General features: G+C 64.7%; 14 protein-coding genes. 12 read left to right on the top strand and 2 right to left on the bottom strand.

The features are described 5' to 3' along the window. The first annotated feature begins 18 nt into the window (after positions 1 to 18). Positions 19 to 822, top strand: coding sequence for a 3-methyl-2-oxobutanoate hydroxymethyltransferase (locus tag ACWGS8_RS09620; RefSeq protein WP_454580695.1), 804 nt, complete (start codon positions 19 to 21; stop codon positions 820 to 822). Here the strand turns inward: ACWGS8_RS09620 and ACWGS8_RS09615 are convergent, their stop codons facing one another. Further along, a complete protein-coding gene (locus tag ACWGS8_RS09615) occupies positions 823 to 2,331 on the bottom strand; it encodes an HAL/PAL/TAL family ammonia-lyase (protein WP_454580694.1) in 1,509 nt (502 codons plus the stop codon). It lies immediately after the preceding gene. Continuing rightward, entirely contained in the window at positions 2,328 to 3,329 is a 1,002-nt protein-coding gene (locus ACWGS8_RS09610; RefSeq protein WP_454580693.1) for an ornithine cyclodeaminase family protein, read from the bottom strand. The genes ACWGS8_RS09615 and ACWGS8_RS09610 overlap by 4 nt, the downstream gene beginning before the upstream one ends. 121 nt (positions 3,330 to 3,450) lie before the next feature. Between ACWGS8_RS09610 and ACWGS8_RS09605 the strand changes: the two genes are divergently transcribed. The 11 genes from ACWGS8_RS09605 (at position 3,451) to ACWGS8_RS09555 (ending at position 16,521) form a co-directional block, all read left to right on the top strand. Next, complete coding sequence (locus ACWGS8_RS09605) at positions 3,451 to 4,884, top strand: DHA2 family efflux MFS transporter permease subunit (RefSeq protein WP_454580692.1); 1,434 nt, start codon at positions 3,451 to 3,453, stop codon at positions 4,882 to 4,884. Between the two features lie 270 nt (positions 4,885 to 5,154). Continuing rightward, positions 5,155 to 6,141, top strand: a complete 987-nt coding sequence (locus ACWGS8_RS09600; RefSeq protein WP_454580691.1) for an ABC transporter permease — start codon at positions 5,155 to 5,157, stop codon at positions 6,139 to 6,141. 85 nt (positions 6,142 to 6,226) lie between these two features. Next, positions 6,227 to 7,252, top strand: coding sequence for a sugar ABC transporter substrate-binding protein (locus ACWGS8_RS09595; RefSeq protein WP_454580690.1), 1,026 nt, complete (start codon positions 6,227 to 6,229; stop codon positions 7,250 to 7,252). 75 nt (positions 7,253 to 7,327) lie between these two features. Continuing rightward, on the top strand, positions 7,328 to 9,451 hold the full coding sequence (locus ACWGS8_RS09590; RefSeq protein WP_454580689.1) for an ABC transporter permease: 2,124 nt from the start codon (positions 7,328 to 7,330) through the stop codon (positions 9,449 to 9,451). Continuing rightward, a complete protein-coding gene (locus ACWGS8_RS09585; protein WP_454580688.1) occupies positions 9,448 to 10,491 on the top strand; it encodes a hypothetical protein in 1,044 nt (347 codons plus the stop codon). The genes ACWGS8_RS09590 and ACWGS8_RS09585 overlap by 4 nt, the downstream gene beginning before the upstream one ends. Beyond that, complete coding sequence (locus tag ACWGS8_RS09580; protein ID WP_454580687.1) at positions 10,491 to 11,987, top strand: sugar ABC transporter ATP-binding protein; 1,497 nt, start codon at positions 10,491 to 10,493, stop codon at positions 11,985 to 11,987. Before ACWGS8_RS09585 ends, ACWGS8_RS09580 begins: the two co-directional genes overlap by 1 nt. 151 nt (positions 11,988 to 12,138) lie before the next feature. Continuing rightward, the gene (locus ACWGS8_RS09575; protein ID WP_454580686.1) at positions 12,139 to 12,546 is read left to right on the top strand and encodes a carboxymuconolactone decarboxylase family protein; all 408 of its coding nucleotides are present in this window, start codon (positions 12,139 to 12,141) and stop codon (positions 12,544 to 12,546) included. 247 nt (positions 12,547 to 12,793) lie between these two features. Continuing rightward, complete coding sequence (locus tag ACWGS8_RS09570; protein ID WP_454580685.1) at positions 12,794 to 13,630, top strand: metallophosphoesterase family protein; 837 nt, start codon at positions 12,794 to 12,796, stop codon at positions 13,628 to 13,630. After that, on the top strand, positions 13,627 to 14,778 hold the full coding sequence (locus tag ACWGS8_RS09565) for an ABC transporter ATP-binding protein (protein ID WP_454580684.1): 1,152 nt from the start codon (positions 13,627 to 13,629) through the stop codon (positions 14,776 to 14,778). The genes ACWGS8_RS09570 and ACWGS8_RS09565 overlap by 4 nt, the downstream gene beginning before the upstream one ends. Then, the gene (locus ACWGS8_RS09560; RefSeq protein WP_095773840.1) at positions 14,771 to 15,694 is read left to right on the top strand and encodes a carbohydrate ABC transporter permease; all 924 of its coding nucleotides are present in this window, start codon (positions 14,771 to 14,773) and stop codon (positions 15,692 to 15,694) included. The genes ACWGS8_RS09565 and ACWGS8_RS09560 overlap by 8 nt, the downstream gene beginning before the upstream one ends. Continuing rightward, complete coding sequence (locus tag ACWGS8_RS09555) at positions 15,691 to 16,521, top strand: carbohydrate ABC transporter permease (protein ID WP_454580683.1); 831 nt, start codon at positions 15,691 to 15,693, stop codon at positions 16,519 to 16,521. Before ACWGS8_RS09560 ends, ACWGS8_RS09555 begins: the two co-directional genes overlap by 4 nt. Positions 16,522 to 16,527 lie beyond the last annotated feature (6 nt).

The following is a 16,527-nucleotide window of genomic DNA, read 5'->3' as shown; positions in this document are numbered from 1 at the left end:
CACAGAGGGGACGTTGAAATGAGCCGAAAGAGACCGACCGTCGCCGATCTGCGCGCGATGAAGGGCAAGCGCCAGCTGACCATGCTGCGCGTGCTCAACCTGGATGAGGCGGAGGCGGCCGAGCGGGCAGGGGTCGATGTCGTCTCGGTGCCGCCCGAACTGGTGCTGAACCCTGAATATCGCGATGCCGCGCCCAGCCTGTTCACCATGCCGGGCGAGAATTTCTTCGAGATCGGCACGGCGGATGATTTCGTGCGCTGGGCCTTCCGGCTCTACAAGGCAAGCGCCGACGCGGTCTATTGCAGCGCCGGCTACGCCACCATCAAGCGGATGGCTGACGATGCCATTCCCGTTGTCGGCCATGTCGGCCTCATTCCGTCGCGCGCCACCTGGACCGGCGGCTTCAAGGCGGTCGGCAAGACCGCCGACACCGCCCTCCAGGTTTTCGAGGCGGTGAAGCAGCTGGAGGCCGCCGGCGCTGTCGGCGCCGAGATCGAAGTGGTGCCGGTCGAGGTTGCCAAGGCGATTTCCGAGCGCACCTCGCTGATCATGCTGTCGATGGGGGCAGGCACCGGCTGCGACGCGCAATATCTGTTCGCCGACGACATTCTCGGCCAGAACCGGGGCCACATGCCGCGCCACTCCAAGGTCTACCGCAACTTCGCCGCCGAGTATGACCGGCTGCAAGCGGAGCGGGTGGCGGCGTTCTCCGAATATGTTGCCGACGTCACCAGCGGCGCCTATCCCGAGGACAGGCACGTCGTGCACATGGACCCGGCGGAGCTCAGCCTGTTCATGAAAAGAGTTGACGCAAAGAGCTGATTATTCGGCTTCTTTGCTGGCCGCCGCGGCGCCTTGCCACGCTCCATCGGCGAGCATCGCTTGGAGCACCTCGGCGTCGGTCCCCAGCGGCCGGTCGTCTTTCAGCATCGATACATGCGCGCGCACCGCCGCATAGATCGCGCCGGTGCGCGGCGCCAGCGTAAATCCTTCACGCAGGTCGACGGCCTGCGCGGCCGCCATCAATTCGAAGGCGATCAGCCGCCGCCATAGCGCGATCATCCCGGCGCATTTCGAAACGGCGAGGGGCGACTGGGTCGCGTGGTCCTCGACGCCTTCCGAAACGGGCAGGAAGTCGAGCATCACCGGATTGGCCTTGTGGCGGATGGCAGCCAGGATCGATGTCGCGGTCTTCTGCAGCGGCACGAAACCGGCCGAGGCGCCGCCGATGGGTGACAGATATTTGGTCAGGCCGTTGCGGCTCGAGCCGGTGAGCTGGATGAAGCGGGCGACGCTCGCGGCGGCGCATTGCGCGATGGCCAGGCCGAGCGTCTCGAAGGCAAGCGAGAGTGCGGCCGTGTGGAAATTGCCGGTCGACATCACCAGTTCGTCGTCGCCGATGACCAGCGGGTTGTCGGCGGCAGCGTTGAGTTCGATCTCGACGGCGCGTTTCGCCTGTCCGATCGCCTCGATCAGCGCGCCGTGGATCGACGGCATGCAGCGGATCGACAGGGGATCCTGAATGGTGGTGGGCGCCGGCATCTCGTCGCGGGCGAGAAGGTCGTGCAAGGCCTTCGCCGCCTCCTGCTGTCCGGCGGCCGGCCGCGCCATCTGCAGGCGCGGATCGAGGATGGTGCGGTTGGCGCCAAAACCTTCCATGGTCAGCGCCCCGGCCTGCTGCTGCTGGGCCAGCGCCGACAGCGTATCCGTCACGACCAGCGCACCGCTGCCGGCGGAGACCGCCGAGGCGTTGATCAGCGACAGCCCATCTTTCGGCGCCAGGCTGATGGGAGCGAGGCGGGCCATCATGAGCGCCTTGGCCGCCGGCATGCGGCGGCCCTGGTAGTCGGCTTCGCCTTCGCCGGTCAGCAGGCGGGCAAGAGCGGTCATCAGCACGAGGTCGCCGGCGCCGATCGAGCCGAGCGACCGCATCACCGGATGGACGCCGGCATTAAGCGCATCGACCAGAGCGACGAACACGGTGGGCGACAGGCCGGAGCCGCCGGCCGACAGCATCGAGGCGCGGGCGACCATGGTGGCTCGCACGGTCTCGATCGGGAGCGCTTCGCCGACCGCGCCGCTGCGGCCTTCCAGCAACTGGCGCTGGAAGGCGCTGGCGTCGCCGTCGACTGTTGTGCCGAGATTGGCGCCGAGCCCGGTGTTCAGGCCGTAGATCTGCTGGCCGGAAGCGGCGGCCTGGTCGAGCACTTTTCGCGCCTTGTCCAGCCTGCCGATGATTTCGGGACCGATCTCCACCTTGCGCGCCTGGCGGGCGACGGTGGCGACATCACCGACACTGACGCCGGCTCCGGTGAGGATCAGCGCGCTCATGCGAAACGCAGCCTCTGGCCGATGCCTTTTTCCCCTGCCTTGGCCAGCATCGCCTTGCCCAGCGCAATGTCGGAGAGCGACAGGCCGCGGTGCCAGAACAGGATGGTCTCGTCGTCGCTCTGCCTGCCCGGCTTGAGGCCGGCGGCGATCTGGCCGAGTTCGGCATGCAGCGTCGTCTCGCTCAACCGTCCGGTCTCGACATGGGCGCGCAGCGAGCCGAATTTGCCGCCCTTGCACTGGCCCCAGTCGTCGACGACCATCTTCTGCATGATGTCGGTCAGCGACAGCTCCACCGCGCTCATCGTGCCATAGGGCACGACCAGCGCACCGGGCTTGATCCATTCGGTCTTGAGCAGCGGCTGCGGCTCCGGCAGCCGCGAGGCCTCGACGACGATGTCGGCGCCCTCCACGCAGCTTTTCCAGTCGGCGACCGCCGTGACTGTCTTGCCGAGATCGGCGGCGAGTTTGGCGGCAAAGCCGTCGCGGCTTTCCGAGCGGCGCGAATGGACGCGGATCTCGTCGAAGTCGAAGAGATGGTCGAGCAGCCGCACATTCCAGTAGGCGGTGCCGCGCGCGCCGATATGGGCGAGCACCTTGGAATTCTTGCGCGCCAGATGTTTGGCGCCGATGGCGGTGACGGCGCCGGTGCGCATGTCGGTGATGACGGTGGCGTCGAGGATGGCGCGCGGCGTGCCGGTGCGCGGATCGAAGAGATTGAGGATGCCGAATTCGGAGGGCAAGCCGTGCAGATAATTGTCGACATAGTCACCGACGATCTTCACGCCCGCCGTGTCGAGCGGGGCGACGTAGCCGCGCAAGACATTGAAATGGCCGTGGAAGGATGGATCCGGTTCGAGATGGACGCGCGGCTCGATCACCGTCTGGCCCTTGCCCTGGGCGACGAGGCCCGCCTCGACGGCGGCGATGATTTCGCCATCGGTCATGGCAAGCGCTTCGATGTCGAGGGCATTGAGATAGTCGATATGGATCGGCTTCATTCTGCGCGCGCACTTTCCTCGGTCGCCCCGCTCTTCCCATAGCAGGCCGGGGCGCGACACGAAAGTTTGTTGCGCTGGCTATGGACGCAGTCGGCCAGATGCTGTTCAAACCCGTACCGACATGACTGCCATTCCCGAGACTGAAGCCTTACCCGAAACAGCCACCAATGCGCGGCGCGTGGCGCTGATCGTCGCCATCGCCTTCTTCATGCAACTGCTGGATTCGACGATCATCTCGACCTCGCTGCCGCAGATGGGCCAGTCCTTCGGCGTGCCGGCGGTGGCGATGAGCATCGGCATCACCGTTTACATGCTGACCATGGCGGTGTTCGTGCCGCTGTCGGGCTGGCTCGCTGACCGTTTCGGCGCGCGCAACATCTTTCTCGTGGCGATCGCGCTGTTCACGCTGGCCTCGCTTGCCTGCGGCTTCTCGGAAAATCTGACCGAATTCGTTGCCGCCCGCGCCGTGCAGGGGCTGGGCAGTGCGCTGATGACGCCGGTGGGGCGCATTCTCGTCCTGCGCAACGCGTCCAAATCCGAGCTGCTCAACGCCACCGCGCTGATCACCTGGCCGGCGCTGTTCGCGCCGGTGGTCGGTCCGGTGCTTGGCGGCTTCATCACCACCACTCTGTCCTGGCACTGGAATTTCTTCATCAATATCCCGCTTGGGCTGATCGGTCTGGCACTGGTCGCCCGCTTCATCCCGGGCGATCGCGAGGCCGATCCCAAGCCGCTCGACTGGCCCGGGTTTTTCCTGACCTCGCTTGGGCTCACCTGCCTGCTCTACGGCCTCGGGCGCATCGCGCACCCGGAAGATGGCATGCTGCCGACAGTGGCGCTGATCGCGGCGGGGATCGTCATCGGCTGGCTGGCGGTGCGGCATCTGCGGCGCGCTCCGCATCCGCTGCTCGACCTCTCCTCGTTCAAGGTGCTGACCTTCGCCATCTCGACGCTTGCCGCCGGCACCATCTTCCGGGTGGCGATCAACGCCACGCCGTTCCTGTTGCCGCTATTGTTCCAGCTTGGTTTCGGCCTGTCGCCCGTCGATGCCGGCCTGATGATCCTGGCTTATTTCCTCGGCAATCTCGGCATGAAGGCGGTGACGACTCCGACGCTGCGGCGCTTCGGTTTCCGTTCGGTGATGGTGGTCAACGGCATCATCGCCTCCGCCTCGATCATGGCTTGCGGGGCGATCTCGCCGCAGACGCCGCAGGCGCTGGTGGTGGCGTTGATGCTGATCGCCGGCCTGTCGCGCTCGATGCAGTTCACGGGGCTCAACACGCTGGCTTTCGCCGATATCGACGCCGCGCGGCGCAGCTCGGCGGCAACGCTGTCCTCGATGCTGCAGCAGGTGGCGATGCTGTTCGGCGTTGCCGTGGCCGCGGCGATCCTCAATCTGTCGCAGATCGCCAGGGCCCAGCCGGCACTCGACCTCGTCGATTTTCGAATCGCCTTTTTCGTGATCGGCGCCATCGGGCTGGTGGCAGCGTTGCGTTTTCTCGTGCTGCCGCCAACTGCGGGCGCCGAGGTTTCCGGCCACGCGCCGGGGAATTGAAAATCGGATTTTCCCGCCTGATGCGGAGATAAATTCCGCCTCATCCTTTCGCCTTGATGCCGCACTTTCGCGAATGCCTGCGATGGCGCAATCGATTGCCAAAAATGCAGGAGTTTCCGGGCATTGCGCCAGTTTTGGCAATCGATGCGTCCACTCGGCGAATATCGGCATAAGGCCCCGTTCCGAACGCGGATTCATTTGACGAACCGGCGCTGAGCCGATTAGCTCTGCCTTCGGGATGGCAGCGCTGCCATCGGGGCAAATGCAGACATGAACACGATCGGCTGGCTAAATCTCAGGCGCCTGAATCAGGAAGGCATTGTCTTTGCCATCGCGGTGGTGCTGTTCGTTGCAGCGGCCATCGGCCTGCCGGGCTTCATCGACCCCAACAACCTCGTCGCCATCGTCAGGTCCGTGTCGGTGCTGGGCATATTGGCGCTCGGCATGGCGGTCGTCATCATCGGCCGCGGCATCGACCTGTCGGCCGTGGCGATCATGGCGATGTCGGTCGCCTGGTATCTGCAACTGCTCAACACCGGAACCTCGGACGGGCTGGCTTTTGCCTATGTGCTGGCCGGTGTGCTCGCCATCGGCCTGCTCAACGGCTTTCTCGTCGCCTATGCCGACGTTCCGGCGATCTTCGTGACGCTGGCAACCGGGTCCTTCGTCTTCGGTTATGTGCGCTCGCAACTGATCACGCAGGACGCGGTACCGGTGCCGCAGGGCCATTGGGTCGAACTGCTTGGCGGCCTGCGCTTTCTCGATATCCCGATCGAGGTGTTCGTCTTCGCCGGGCTGGCTTTCCTGTTCTTCCTGTTCCTGCGCTACACCAAATGGGGCCGCTACATCTATTTCGCCGGCGACAATCCGGTCGCCGCCCGCAACATCGGCATTCCGGTGCGGCCGATGCTGGTGCTGCGCTACGTGCTCTCCGCTTTCGTGGCGCTGATCGCCGGCCTGCTGACTGCGGCCAGCCTGCATTCGATCAACACGCGCGTCGTCAATTCCACGCTGCTCTACGACATCGTGCTGGTGGCGGTGATCGGTGGTATCGGCCTGTCCGGCGGGCGAGGCGGGGTGCGCAATGTGCTGGTTGGGGCGGCGCTGATCGGCATCCTGCTCAACGCCATGACCATCATCGACATTCCGCTGCTCTACCAGAACCTGATCAAGGCGGCGATCCTGCTCGGCGCCATCATCGTCGACGGCATCATCAATCCGCGCGACGAACAGACCGCGCAACAAGGCGACATTTAGAGCAGATGGGCTAGCCCATCTGCTCGGGGTACCCGGCGCGATCGCGACGATCGGCCGGCAATGAAACCGAACCAGAGGACGTGACATGAGATTGATCAAGACACTTATGGCCGCCGCAACGGCGCTCGCCATTACCGCCTTCGCGGCGCCGACCTTCGCCGCCGACGATCCTGGCCCGGCGGCCTATGCACAGGCGCTCAAGGGCAAGCGCGTCATGCTGGTGCCGCTGGCGATGGGCTTCGACCTGGCGCAGGGCTGGGCGCACTATCTGAAGAAGGAGGTCGAGGCCTGGGGCGGCACGTTCGAAACGCGCGATCCGAACTGGGTGGTCGATGCCGGCGCGCAGGCGATTACCGACGCCATCTCGTCCGACACCAGGCCCGATGTGCTGATCATCCACGCGCCAGACCTCAACTCCTACTCCAAGCTGATGAAGAAGGCGCAGGCGGCCGGCACCTATGTTCTTCTGGTCGACAATCCCGCCAATTTCCCGGCCGATGCCTTTGTCGGTAGCGACTGGGACCGGCTGGGCCAGCTCGAGGCCGAAGCGGCAATCAAGGGCTGCGGCGAGAACTCGTCGAAGAAGATCGGCTTGGTGCAGGGCGACCAGGCGAACTCTTCCAGCCTCTACCAGTATGCCGGCATCATGAAGGTGCTGGACAAGCATCCCGACTTCAAGGTGGTGGCCAAGCCCGACTCCAACTGGGATGCGACGACCTCCCGCAATGTGACGACGACGATGCTGCAGCAGAACCCGGACATCTGCTCGATCATCGATTTCTGGGACGGTGACGCCACCGGCGCATCCGCCGCGATCCGCGACGCCAAGCTCGACGGCAAGGTGTTCCTGGTCACCACCGGCGGCGGTGAAAAAGCCGCCGATTGCGACAAGCTTCAGGACGGCACCTACGGCGCCGTGGTGATGACCGAGCTTGCCCGCCAGTCGGGCGACATGAACGCCATCATCAAGTTCCTGCTGCAGAGCGGCCAGCCGGCCGGCACCTCGCACACCTACATTTACACGCTGGAGAAGGCGACGACCAAGGCCGACCTCAAGCCCGACAGCTGCTGGGATTTGAAGGCGCTGCAGGCGGAAGCGGCGGCGAAATAAGCCGCGCGGTCGAACAGACTCCACGAGGTGGCCGGATCAGTTCGGCCACCTCCTTCTCTTGATCAACGGCAGCCAATGTCCTTTCGCGAACGCCTCCAGTCCTGGCGCTACAATCTCGTGCCCGACCATCTGGTCGGCGAGATCCTGACCAAACGCTGGACCGACAACGCCATTCCGTTCCTGGCGCTGGTGGTGACATTGGCGACTTTCGGCTCGATCATTCCCGGCTTCTTCAAGCTGAACGCGCTGCAGGAATCGACCCGCCAGCTCGGCGAATTCTCCATGGTCGTCACCGGCATGACGGTGGTGATGCTGGGCGGCGGCATCGATCTGTCGGTCGGCTCGATCTTCGCGCTGTCCTGCTTCTCCGCCGTCTATGTCTTCTTCATACTCGAACAGTCGATCTGGCTGGCGCTGGCAGCCTCGCTTGCCACGGGGCTGATCTTCGGCGCCATCAACGGCTATCTCGTCGGCTACCTCAGGCTGCGCGCCTTTCTCACCACGCTGGTCACCTTCATCTTCGGCCGGGCGCTGTTCGACATCCTGGTCACCACCTATGCCGCCGACGTGCAGCTCTCGACCGCCACATCCGACGTGCTCGACTTCATCGGCGACAGCACCTTTTGGGGGCTCTCCGTCTCTGTGTGGTTGGCCATCATCCTGGCTATCGTCACCCATATCGCGCTGACGCGCTCGCGGCCGGGATGGCATGTGCTGGCGGTCGGCGGCTCCAGGCGCTCGGCGCACAATGCCGGCATCCGCGTGCGCCGCACCGTGTTCATGACCTATGTCTTTTCCGGTTTCTGCGCCTCGATCGGCGGTTTTCTCATCGCCTGCCGGCTGAGCGGGGCCGGGCCGGGCACCGGCCTCAACCTCGAGATCATGGCGCTCACGGCGGCGGTGGTCGGCGGTGTCAGCCTGGGCGGCGGGCGCGGCTCGGTGATCAAGGGGCTGATGGGCGCCATCATCGTCTTGACCATGACCAATGGGCTGATCCGGCTGGGCTACGGCACCGGTATCAACCAGATGGTGCTCGGCATCATGCTGGCGGTGGCGGTGACCATCGACATACGCTGGCTGAAGAACCGCCATAAGGTGCTGAACGAAGTCTATGTCGCGCCGGTCTACCTCAAGATGGGCGAGACGCAATCGGCGGTGCCGGGCTCCGGCACGCCTTACGAACTCGACAACCGGCTGTCGGCAGCCGACCATATCGGGCTTGGCGAACTGGAAGGGCCGGAGGACGTCATCCTCGACCGCGACGATCATCTCTATTGCGGCACCCGCCATGGCGAGATCGTCCGCTTCTTCGCGCCGGACTATGTCAAATCGGAAGTCTTTGCCCACATTGGCGGCTTTCCGCTTGGGCTCGCCTTTGATAAGACAGGCAATCTGATCAGCTGCGTCGGCGCCATGGGGCTCTACTCGGTTTCGCCGGAGCGCGAGGTGAAGCGTCTGTCGGCCGAGACGGCGCGCTCCTGGACGTCGATCGTCGACGACGCCCGGCTGCGCGATCCCAATGACTGCGACATCGCGCCGGACGGCCGCATCTATTTCACCGACTCGACCAAGCGCTATGACGCCCACGACTGGGCGCTGGATTCGATCGAGAACCGCGCCACCGGCCGGCTGCTGGTCTATGATCCGAAGGACGGGTCGACGAAGACGCTGCTCGACGGCTACCGCTACACCAACGGCGTCTGCATGGCGCATGACGGCAAATCGCTGTTCTTCGCCGAAAGCTGGGCCTGCCGCGTGCACCGCTATTGGCTGGAAGGGCCGAAGGCCGGCACCGCCGAATGCGTCATCCGCGACATGCCGGGCTATCCCGACAACATCAACCGGGCGTCCGACGGCAATTACTGGATGGCGTGGCTCGGCATGCGCACGCCGAGCTTCGACCTGTCGCTGCGCCATCCCGCCATGCGCAAGCGCATGACGCGCCGGCTGCCGCAGGACGAGTGGCTGTTCCCCAATATCAACACCGGCGGCGTGGTGAAATTCAACGAGAAGGGCGGCATCGTCGAGGCGCTGGGCGATCTCTCCGGCGACGCGCATCCAATGGTCACCTCGATGCGCGAACACAAGGGCTATCTGTTCGTCGGCGGCATCCTCAACAACCGCATCGGCCGCTATAAAATTACAGGCGCCGACCCGAACTGGACCAGCCCCGCTTCCTATTGGGGAGCAAAGCCATGATCCTCGATCCGATCCTGGACATGTTTCGCGGCAAGGCGGTGACCATCCCGCCGCTCGACGGCGCCTTCCGGCCCAACACGCGGCTCGACGATGCGCCGGCCTTCGCCGAGCTGACCGAGCCGGACAATCTGCTGGTCTCCGGCGATCGGCTGCTCGCCTCCAGCGGCAACGCCGTCTATGCGCTTACCGCAGGAGCCGAGCCCAAGATTGCCGAGGCCTTTCCGTCGCCCATCACGGCGCTGGCGCTGTCGCCATCGGGCGAACTGACAGTGGCGTTCGAAAGCGGCAAGCTGCTGATATCAGGCAAGGAGATTCGGTTGCCGGCCGACATCCGCTGCATCACCGCGCTCGCCTACGCCGTGGACGGCACGTTGTGGCTGGCCAACGGGTCGGCCGAGCATGCGCCGTCGCAATGGGCCGCCGATCTGATGAAGAAGGGGGCGTCCGGTTCGCTTTGGAAACGCGACGCGACAGGGGGCGCGTTCCGCAAGGTCTCAGGCGATCTCGCTTTTCCCTATGGGCTCCATCCAATCGGCCGGGATGTGCTGGTCAGCGAAAGCTGGCGTCATCGGCTCATCCGCTTCGGTGGCGCCGCCGGCAGCCGCTCGACGGTGCTGACGCATCTGCCCGGCTATCCCGCGCGGCTGGCGCCGGCCGGCGATGGCGGCGCCTGGCTGGCGCTGTTTGCGCCGCGCAACCGGCTGATCGAATTCGTGCTGCAGGAAACGCACTATCGTCAGGACATGATCGACCAAGTGCCGCCGGCCTACTGGATCGCGCCGGCGCTCGCCTCCAACCGCAGTTTCCTCGAGCCGCTGCAATGCGGCGGCATCCGCACCATGGGCATCCACAAGCCGTGGTCGCCGAGCCGCTCCTACGGGCTGGTGGTCAGGCTCGACGCAAAGATGCAGCCGCAATTCAGCCTGCACAGCCGCGCCAACGGCACACGCCACGGCATCTGCAGCGTAGCGGAAAAGGACGGCCGGCTGTTCATTGCCTGCAAGGGCGGCGACTGTGTGCTCGACGCGGGAGGTTTTTGATGGAACCGATCGTCCGCCTGGAAAACGTCACGAAAAACTATCGCGGCGTGCCCGCGGTCAAGAATGTCAGCTTCGACCTGCGCAAGGGCGAAATCCACGCGCTGCTCGGCGAGAACGGCGCCGGCAAATCGACGCTGACCAAGATCATCGCCGGTGTCGTCGACGCCACCTCGGGCAAGATGTTCCACAAGGGCCGAGAGATCGCCTACGCCTCGCCGCACGCGGCTCTCGAGGCCGGCATCGCCATGGTGTTCCAGGAAACCAGCCTGGTGCCGTCGATGACGGTGGCGCAGAACCTTTATCTCGGTACCGAAAAATTCCTCAACCGGCTGCGCGGCACGTATATTTCAGCACAGCAGTTCCTGCAGTCGCTGAACTTCCCGGTCGACCCCAACGCCATGGTGGCCACGCTGGGTGCCGCCAAGCGGCAGATGGTGGAGATCGCGCGCGCTGTGCACCACAATGCCGAGATCATCATTTTCGACGAGCCGACGGCGACGCTGACGCCGGAGGAGAAACGCCACTTCTTCGCGCTGATCCGGCGGCTCAAGGCGAGCGGCGTCTCCATCGTCTTCATCAGCCATGCGCTGGAAGAGGCGCTTGCCATCGCCGATCGCATCACCATTTTGCGCGATGGCGAACTGGTCATCACCGACGACACGTCGGCCTTCGACCGCGACAAGATCGTCGCCGCAATGGTCGGGCGCACATTGTCGGGCCAAATCTACCGCCAGCGCGACGAGGCCAGGTTGCGCAAGGCCGGCAAGAAAGTGCTGTCGGTGCAGGACATTTCGATGAGCAATGTCGTGCGCAACAATTCCTTCTCGATCTTCGAGGGCCAGATCACCGGCGTATTCGGGCTGATCGGCTCGGGCCGCACCGAGACCTTCAAGATCGTCTCGGGCATCTACAAGCGCGACTTTCTGCGCGGCGGCGCGATCGAGCTCGACGACAGGCCCGTGCGCTACCTCGTGCCCAGCGAGGCGGTGGCCGACGGCATCGTCTACGTCACCGAGGACCGCAAGAGCGAAGGCATTTTCGAGACGATGGGCATCGCCGAGAACCTGTTCGGCGGGCTGCTTGCCGCGGGCCGCGAAAAGGCCTGGGTGATCAACCAGCAGGAGATGCGCGCGCTGTCGGCCGATTGGACCAAGACGCTGAACATCAAGGCGATCAACGACAATGCCCGCGTCGTCGAACTCTCCGGCGGCAATCAGCAGAAAGTGGTGATCGGCAAGGGGCTGGTGCAGCAGCCGCGCATCGTCATCTTCGACGAACCGACGCGCGGCGTCGACGTCGGCGCCATCGCCGAGATCCACCAGATCATCAACCGGCTGGCCGACGAGGGGCTCGCCGTCGTGGTCATCTCGTCCTACTTGCCGGAGATCATGAACCTGTCGGACCGGATTCTGGTGTGCCGGCAAGGGCGTATCGTCGAGGAGTTTTCGCCGGCGGAGGCCACGGAGGAGAAGATCATGTACGCGGCCGTGCATTAGGGGTGCTGGCTGGTGGGCACTTTGACAATTCGCCGAATCGTTCGTCCCTGCTTTCCAGCGCTAAAAACTGAATCGGAAGTGCCGATTAGCCACCTTTGCTCAAGACCTGATTCAACGACCTGATCCGCCGACTCAACGAGGGAAAAACGCCATGGCCTCCACAAGACTCCTCAGCGACGCCGAGGTCGAAAGGATCCCGGCGGTGAAGGCGGTGTTCGATGACATCAGGGCGACGCGCAAATCGGATTTCGTCAACAATTTCTGGCGCGGGCTGGCCAATGATCCGGTGTCGCTGAAGCGGGTGTGGGAGCAGCTCAAGGCGGTGATGGTGGCCGACAGCGCCATCGATCCGCTGACCAAGGAGATGATCTACATCGCCGTCTCGACCGCCAATGGCTGCTCCTACTGCGTCCATTCGCACACGGCGGCGGCGCGGGCCAAGGGCATGACCGATGCGCAACATGGCGAGCTGGTGTCGATCATCGGGCTGGCGGGCCAGACCAACCATCTGGTGACGGCGATGCAGATCCCGGTCGATCCGCAATTCGAGGTGAAGTGAGCATGATCTCCGGCTGCGCCGTCACAAGATTGTGAGTGCGGCCAATGTGTCGCGTAACGACGGTAAGCGGCTGAAATCTTTTCGGTTTCCGCGTTGCCGCGCGTGCCTCCAGCGGTCTTCGAGGACCGTTTCCCGCAATTGTGCGGTTTATCCCGGCCGCTGTTAAGGAAGTGACATGGAACGGCACTAAGGAAGCCCCCATGCGATGCCACTTGCCTGGGGGCGCGGCTCGCATGGTGGAGCCGGCATGAAAATCGTTCAGATCACAGACACCCATTTCAGTCCGACCAAGGCGCACTTCAACGGCAATTGGGCGCCGCTGGCCGCCTGGATCGAGCAGAGCGGCGCCGACCTTGTCATCCACACCGGCGACCTCAGCGTCGACGGTGCCGACAAGGACCAAGACATCGCCTTCTGCATGGATCTGATGCGGGAGATCTCCACGCCGATGCTGCTGGTGCCCGGCAATCACGATGTCGGCCATCTGCCGGGTTCGCCGCAGCCGGTCAATGCCGGGCGCCTCGAGCGCTGGCGTCGGCTGGTTGGGCCCGATTACTGGATGGAGGACGCCGGGAGCTGGCGCCTCATCGGGCTCGACAGCCTGCTGATGGGCTTTGACGATGCCGAGGACGAGGGGCAGTTCGACTGGCTGGGCAGCGCGCTGGAAAGCCGCGGCGGCCGGCGCGTCGCGCTGTTCGCCCACAAGCCGCTGTTCGTCGATCAGCCCGCCGAGGGCGATACCGGCTACTGGAGTGTCAGGCCGGCGCAGCGCCAGCGCCTCTACGATCTGATCGCCGCGCACGATGTCGCGCTGTTTGCAAGCGGCCACCTGCACCGGGCATGGCAAGGCCGGTATGAAAACACGTCGTTGATATGGGGTCCGTCGGCCGCCTTCGTGGTTGGCGACATGGAGCGCGAGATGCCGGGCGAGCGGCTGCTTGGCGCCGTCATCCACCAATTCAGCGATACTGTCGCCAGCGAGATCGTCGCCATCCCCGGCATGACGGCTTACGTTCTCGATGAAGTGGTGGCCGAGGTCTATCCGCACGAGGCGCACAAGGTTCGAAAGCGGGTCGCGTCATGAGCGCGCTGTCGCTTCGCGGCCTGAGGAAGTCCTTTGGCGGCAATGCCATTCTGAATGGCGTGAGCTTCGATGTCGAAGCCGGCGAATTCATTGCGCTGGTCGGCCCGTCCGGATGCGGCAAAAGCACCTTGCTGCGCATTCTGGCGGGGCTCGACCATGCCGACAGCGGCGAGATTTTCGTCGGCGGCAAGGACATGTCGCCGGTTGCCGCCGCCGACCGCAACATCGCCATGGTGTTCCAGTCCTACGCGCTCTACCCGCATCTGACGGCAGGCCAGAACATTGCCGTGCCGCTCGCCATGAAGCGGCTGAGCCGGTCGCAGCGCCTGCCGCTGGTCGGCTCGCTGCTGCCCGGCCAGAAGGAGATCCGCACCGGCATCGCGCGCGATGTCCGCGACATGGCGGGTCTGCTCAAGATCGACCATCTGCTCGACCGCAAGCCGGGCCAGATGTCGGGCGGCCAGCGGCAGCGGGTGGCGCTGGCGCGCGCCATGGTGCGCCATCCCAGCATCTTCCTGATGGACGAGCCACTCTCCAACCTCGATGCCAATCTGCGCGTGCATGCGCGCGGCGAGATCGTCGAGCTGCACCGCCGCGCCGGCGTGCCGACGCTTTATGTGACGCACGACCAGGCCGAAGCGCTTTCGATGGCCGACCGGGTGGCGGTGATGATCGGCGGCAATCTGCTGCAGCTCGCCGCGCCCGATGTGATCTACAACGATCCCGCCCATATCGAGGTCGCGCGCTTCGTCGGCCAGCCGAGGATCAACATCATCCCGGCGCAGGCCGAAAGCGGCCGTGTCGGCTTCGAAGGCATCCGGCTGGCTTTGCTGGAGAAGGTGGCGAACGGCCCGGTCAGCCTCGGCATCCGGCCGGAATTCGTCAAACTGTCTCCCAGCGGGCGGAGCGGCCTTGCCGGGCGGATCGAACGGCTCGAATTCCTCGGTTCGGAAGTCATTGCCCATTGCCGCCTCGACGCCTCCGGCGACAGCGTCGTCGCCAAGCTGGCACCGCAGGAGGCGAGGGACCTGATCGCCGGGATGAAGGTGGGTGTGCTTCTGGCCCCTGAGCAGGCGATGGTCTTCGGGCCGGAAGGAAAGCGGCTGCGCATCGCGGCGGGTGCGCGGCAGGAGCCGGCCCATGTCTAGCGTCGCGCTGGCGGGCAATGTCGCGAGCGCGGCGGCGCTGCGTGCGCGCAGCGAGGACAGGACCGCCTGGCTGCTGGCGGCGCCGGCCATCGTGCTGTTGCTGCTGTTCGTGCTGTTGCCGGTGGCTGCCGTCATCTTCCTCGGCTTCACCGATTTCGAGCTCGGCTACGGCAAGTTTCGCTTCGTCGGCTTCGAGAATTATGCGCATCTGCTGAACGACCGCACCTTTCGCCGGTCGCTGTGGAATACCTCGGTCTATACCGCGATCGTCGCGCCGGTCTCGATCGTGCTTGGCCTGGGCGTTGCCCTGCTGATCGAAGGCGAGGGACGTGCGCGCGGCTTTTTCCGCACCGTCTACTTCCTTCCGGTCGCCTCGCTGATCGTCGCCATGGCAACCGTTTGGCAATACATTTTCCACCCGACGATCGGGCCGCTCAACGCGCTGCTTTCGCTGGCCGGCATTCCGGGCCCGAACTGGCTCGGCGCGTCGAACACCGTGCTCTACAGCCTGTCGATTATCGGCATCTGGCAGTCGGTCGGCTTCAACATGGTGCTGTTCCTGGCGGGCCTGACGGCGATCCCGCGCGAGCTCTACGCCGCCGCCCATGTCGACGGCGCGAAATCGGCGCTCGACCGGTTCTTCCTCGTCACCTGGCCGATGCTCGGACCGACGACGCTGTTCGTCGTGACCATCAGCATCACCAATGCGGTGAAGGTCTTCGAGACGGTGAAGATGCTGACCGACGGCGGCCCCAACAAGGCGTCCGAAGTTCTGCTTTTCACCATCTACCAGGAGGGTTTCGTCTATCTGCGCGTCGGCTACGCCTCGGCGATGACGGTCGTCTTCCTGGCGATCCTGGTCGTGCTGATGCTTGTGCAATACCGCGTGCTCGACCGGCGGGTGCACTACACATGATCAGCATTCCGGCCGGCCGCATCATCCGCTTCGCGCTGCTTTCGCTCGGCGCGCTGATGATCCTTGCGCCCTACATCTTCATGATCTCGACGGCGGGCAAGACGCAGAGCGACATCTTCACCTCGTCGCTGTCGCTCATCCCGCAGCATTTCTACTTCGCGCAGAATTTCGCCAAGGCGTTTGCCAAGGTGCCGATGGCGACGCTGCTGTGGAACGGCGTGATCGTGTGCGGCCTGATCTTCTTCTTCCAGGTCGTGGTCGCGATCCCTTGCGCCTATGCGATGGCCAAGCTGAAGTTCCGCGCCGCGCGGCTGATGATGGTGCTGGTCATGCTCGGCCTGCTGGTGCCGATCCATGCGACGGCGCTGCCGCTCTATGTCGCCTTCGACAGGATGTCGCTGCTCAACAGCTACACCTCGCTGGTCGCGCCCTTCACCATATCGGTGTTCGCGATCTTCATGTTCCTGCAGTTCTTCCGCGCCATGCCCGACGACCTGCTGCACGCGGCGCGTCTCGACGGCATGTCCGAACTCGGCATCGTCGCGCGCGTCATCGTGCCCAATGCCTGGCCGGCGGTCACCGCCTTCGCGATCTTTTCCGTCGTTGCGCATTGGAACGATCTCTACTGGCCGCTGATCGTCGTCAGCAAGCAGGCCTACGCCACGCCGCCGCTCGGCCTGATGTATTTCCGCGCCGCCGAGGCCGGCGACGACTACGGCGCGCTGATGGCCGCCACGCTGATCATCACCCTTCCTCTCGTCGCCGCCTTCCTGCTCGCGCAGAAGCGCTTCGTCGAGGGCATCACCATGACCGGTCTCAAAGGCTGACCGGAC

The sequence above is a fragment of the Mesorhizobium sp. 43Arga genome (assembly GCF_053714255.1).
Note: the sequence above shows the minus strand (reverse complement) of the source record. Positions and strands in the feature narration are given on the sequence as shown.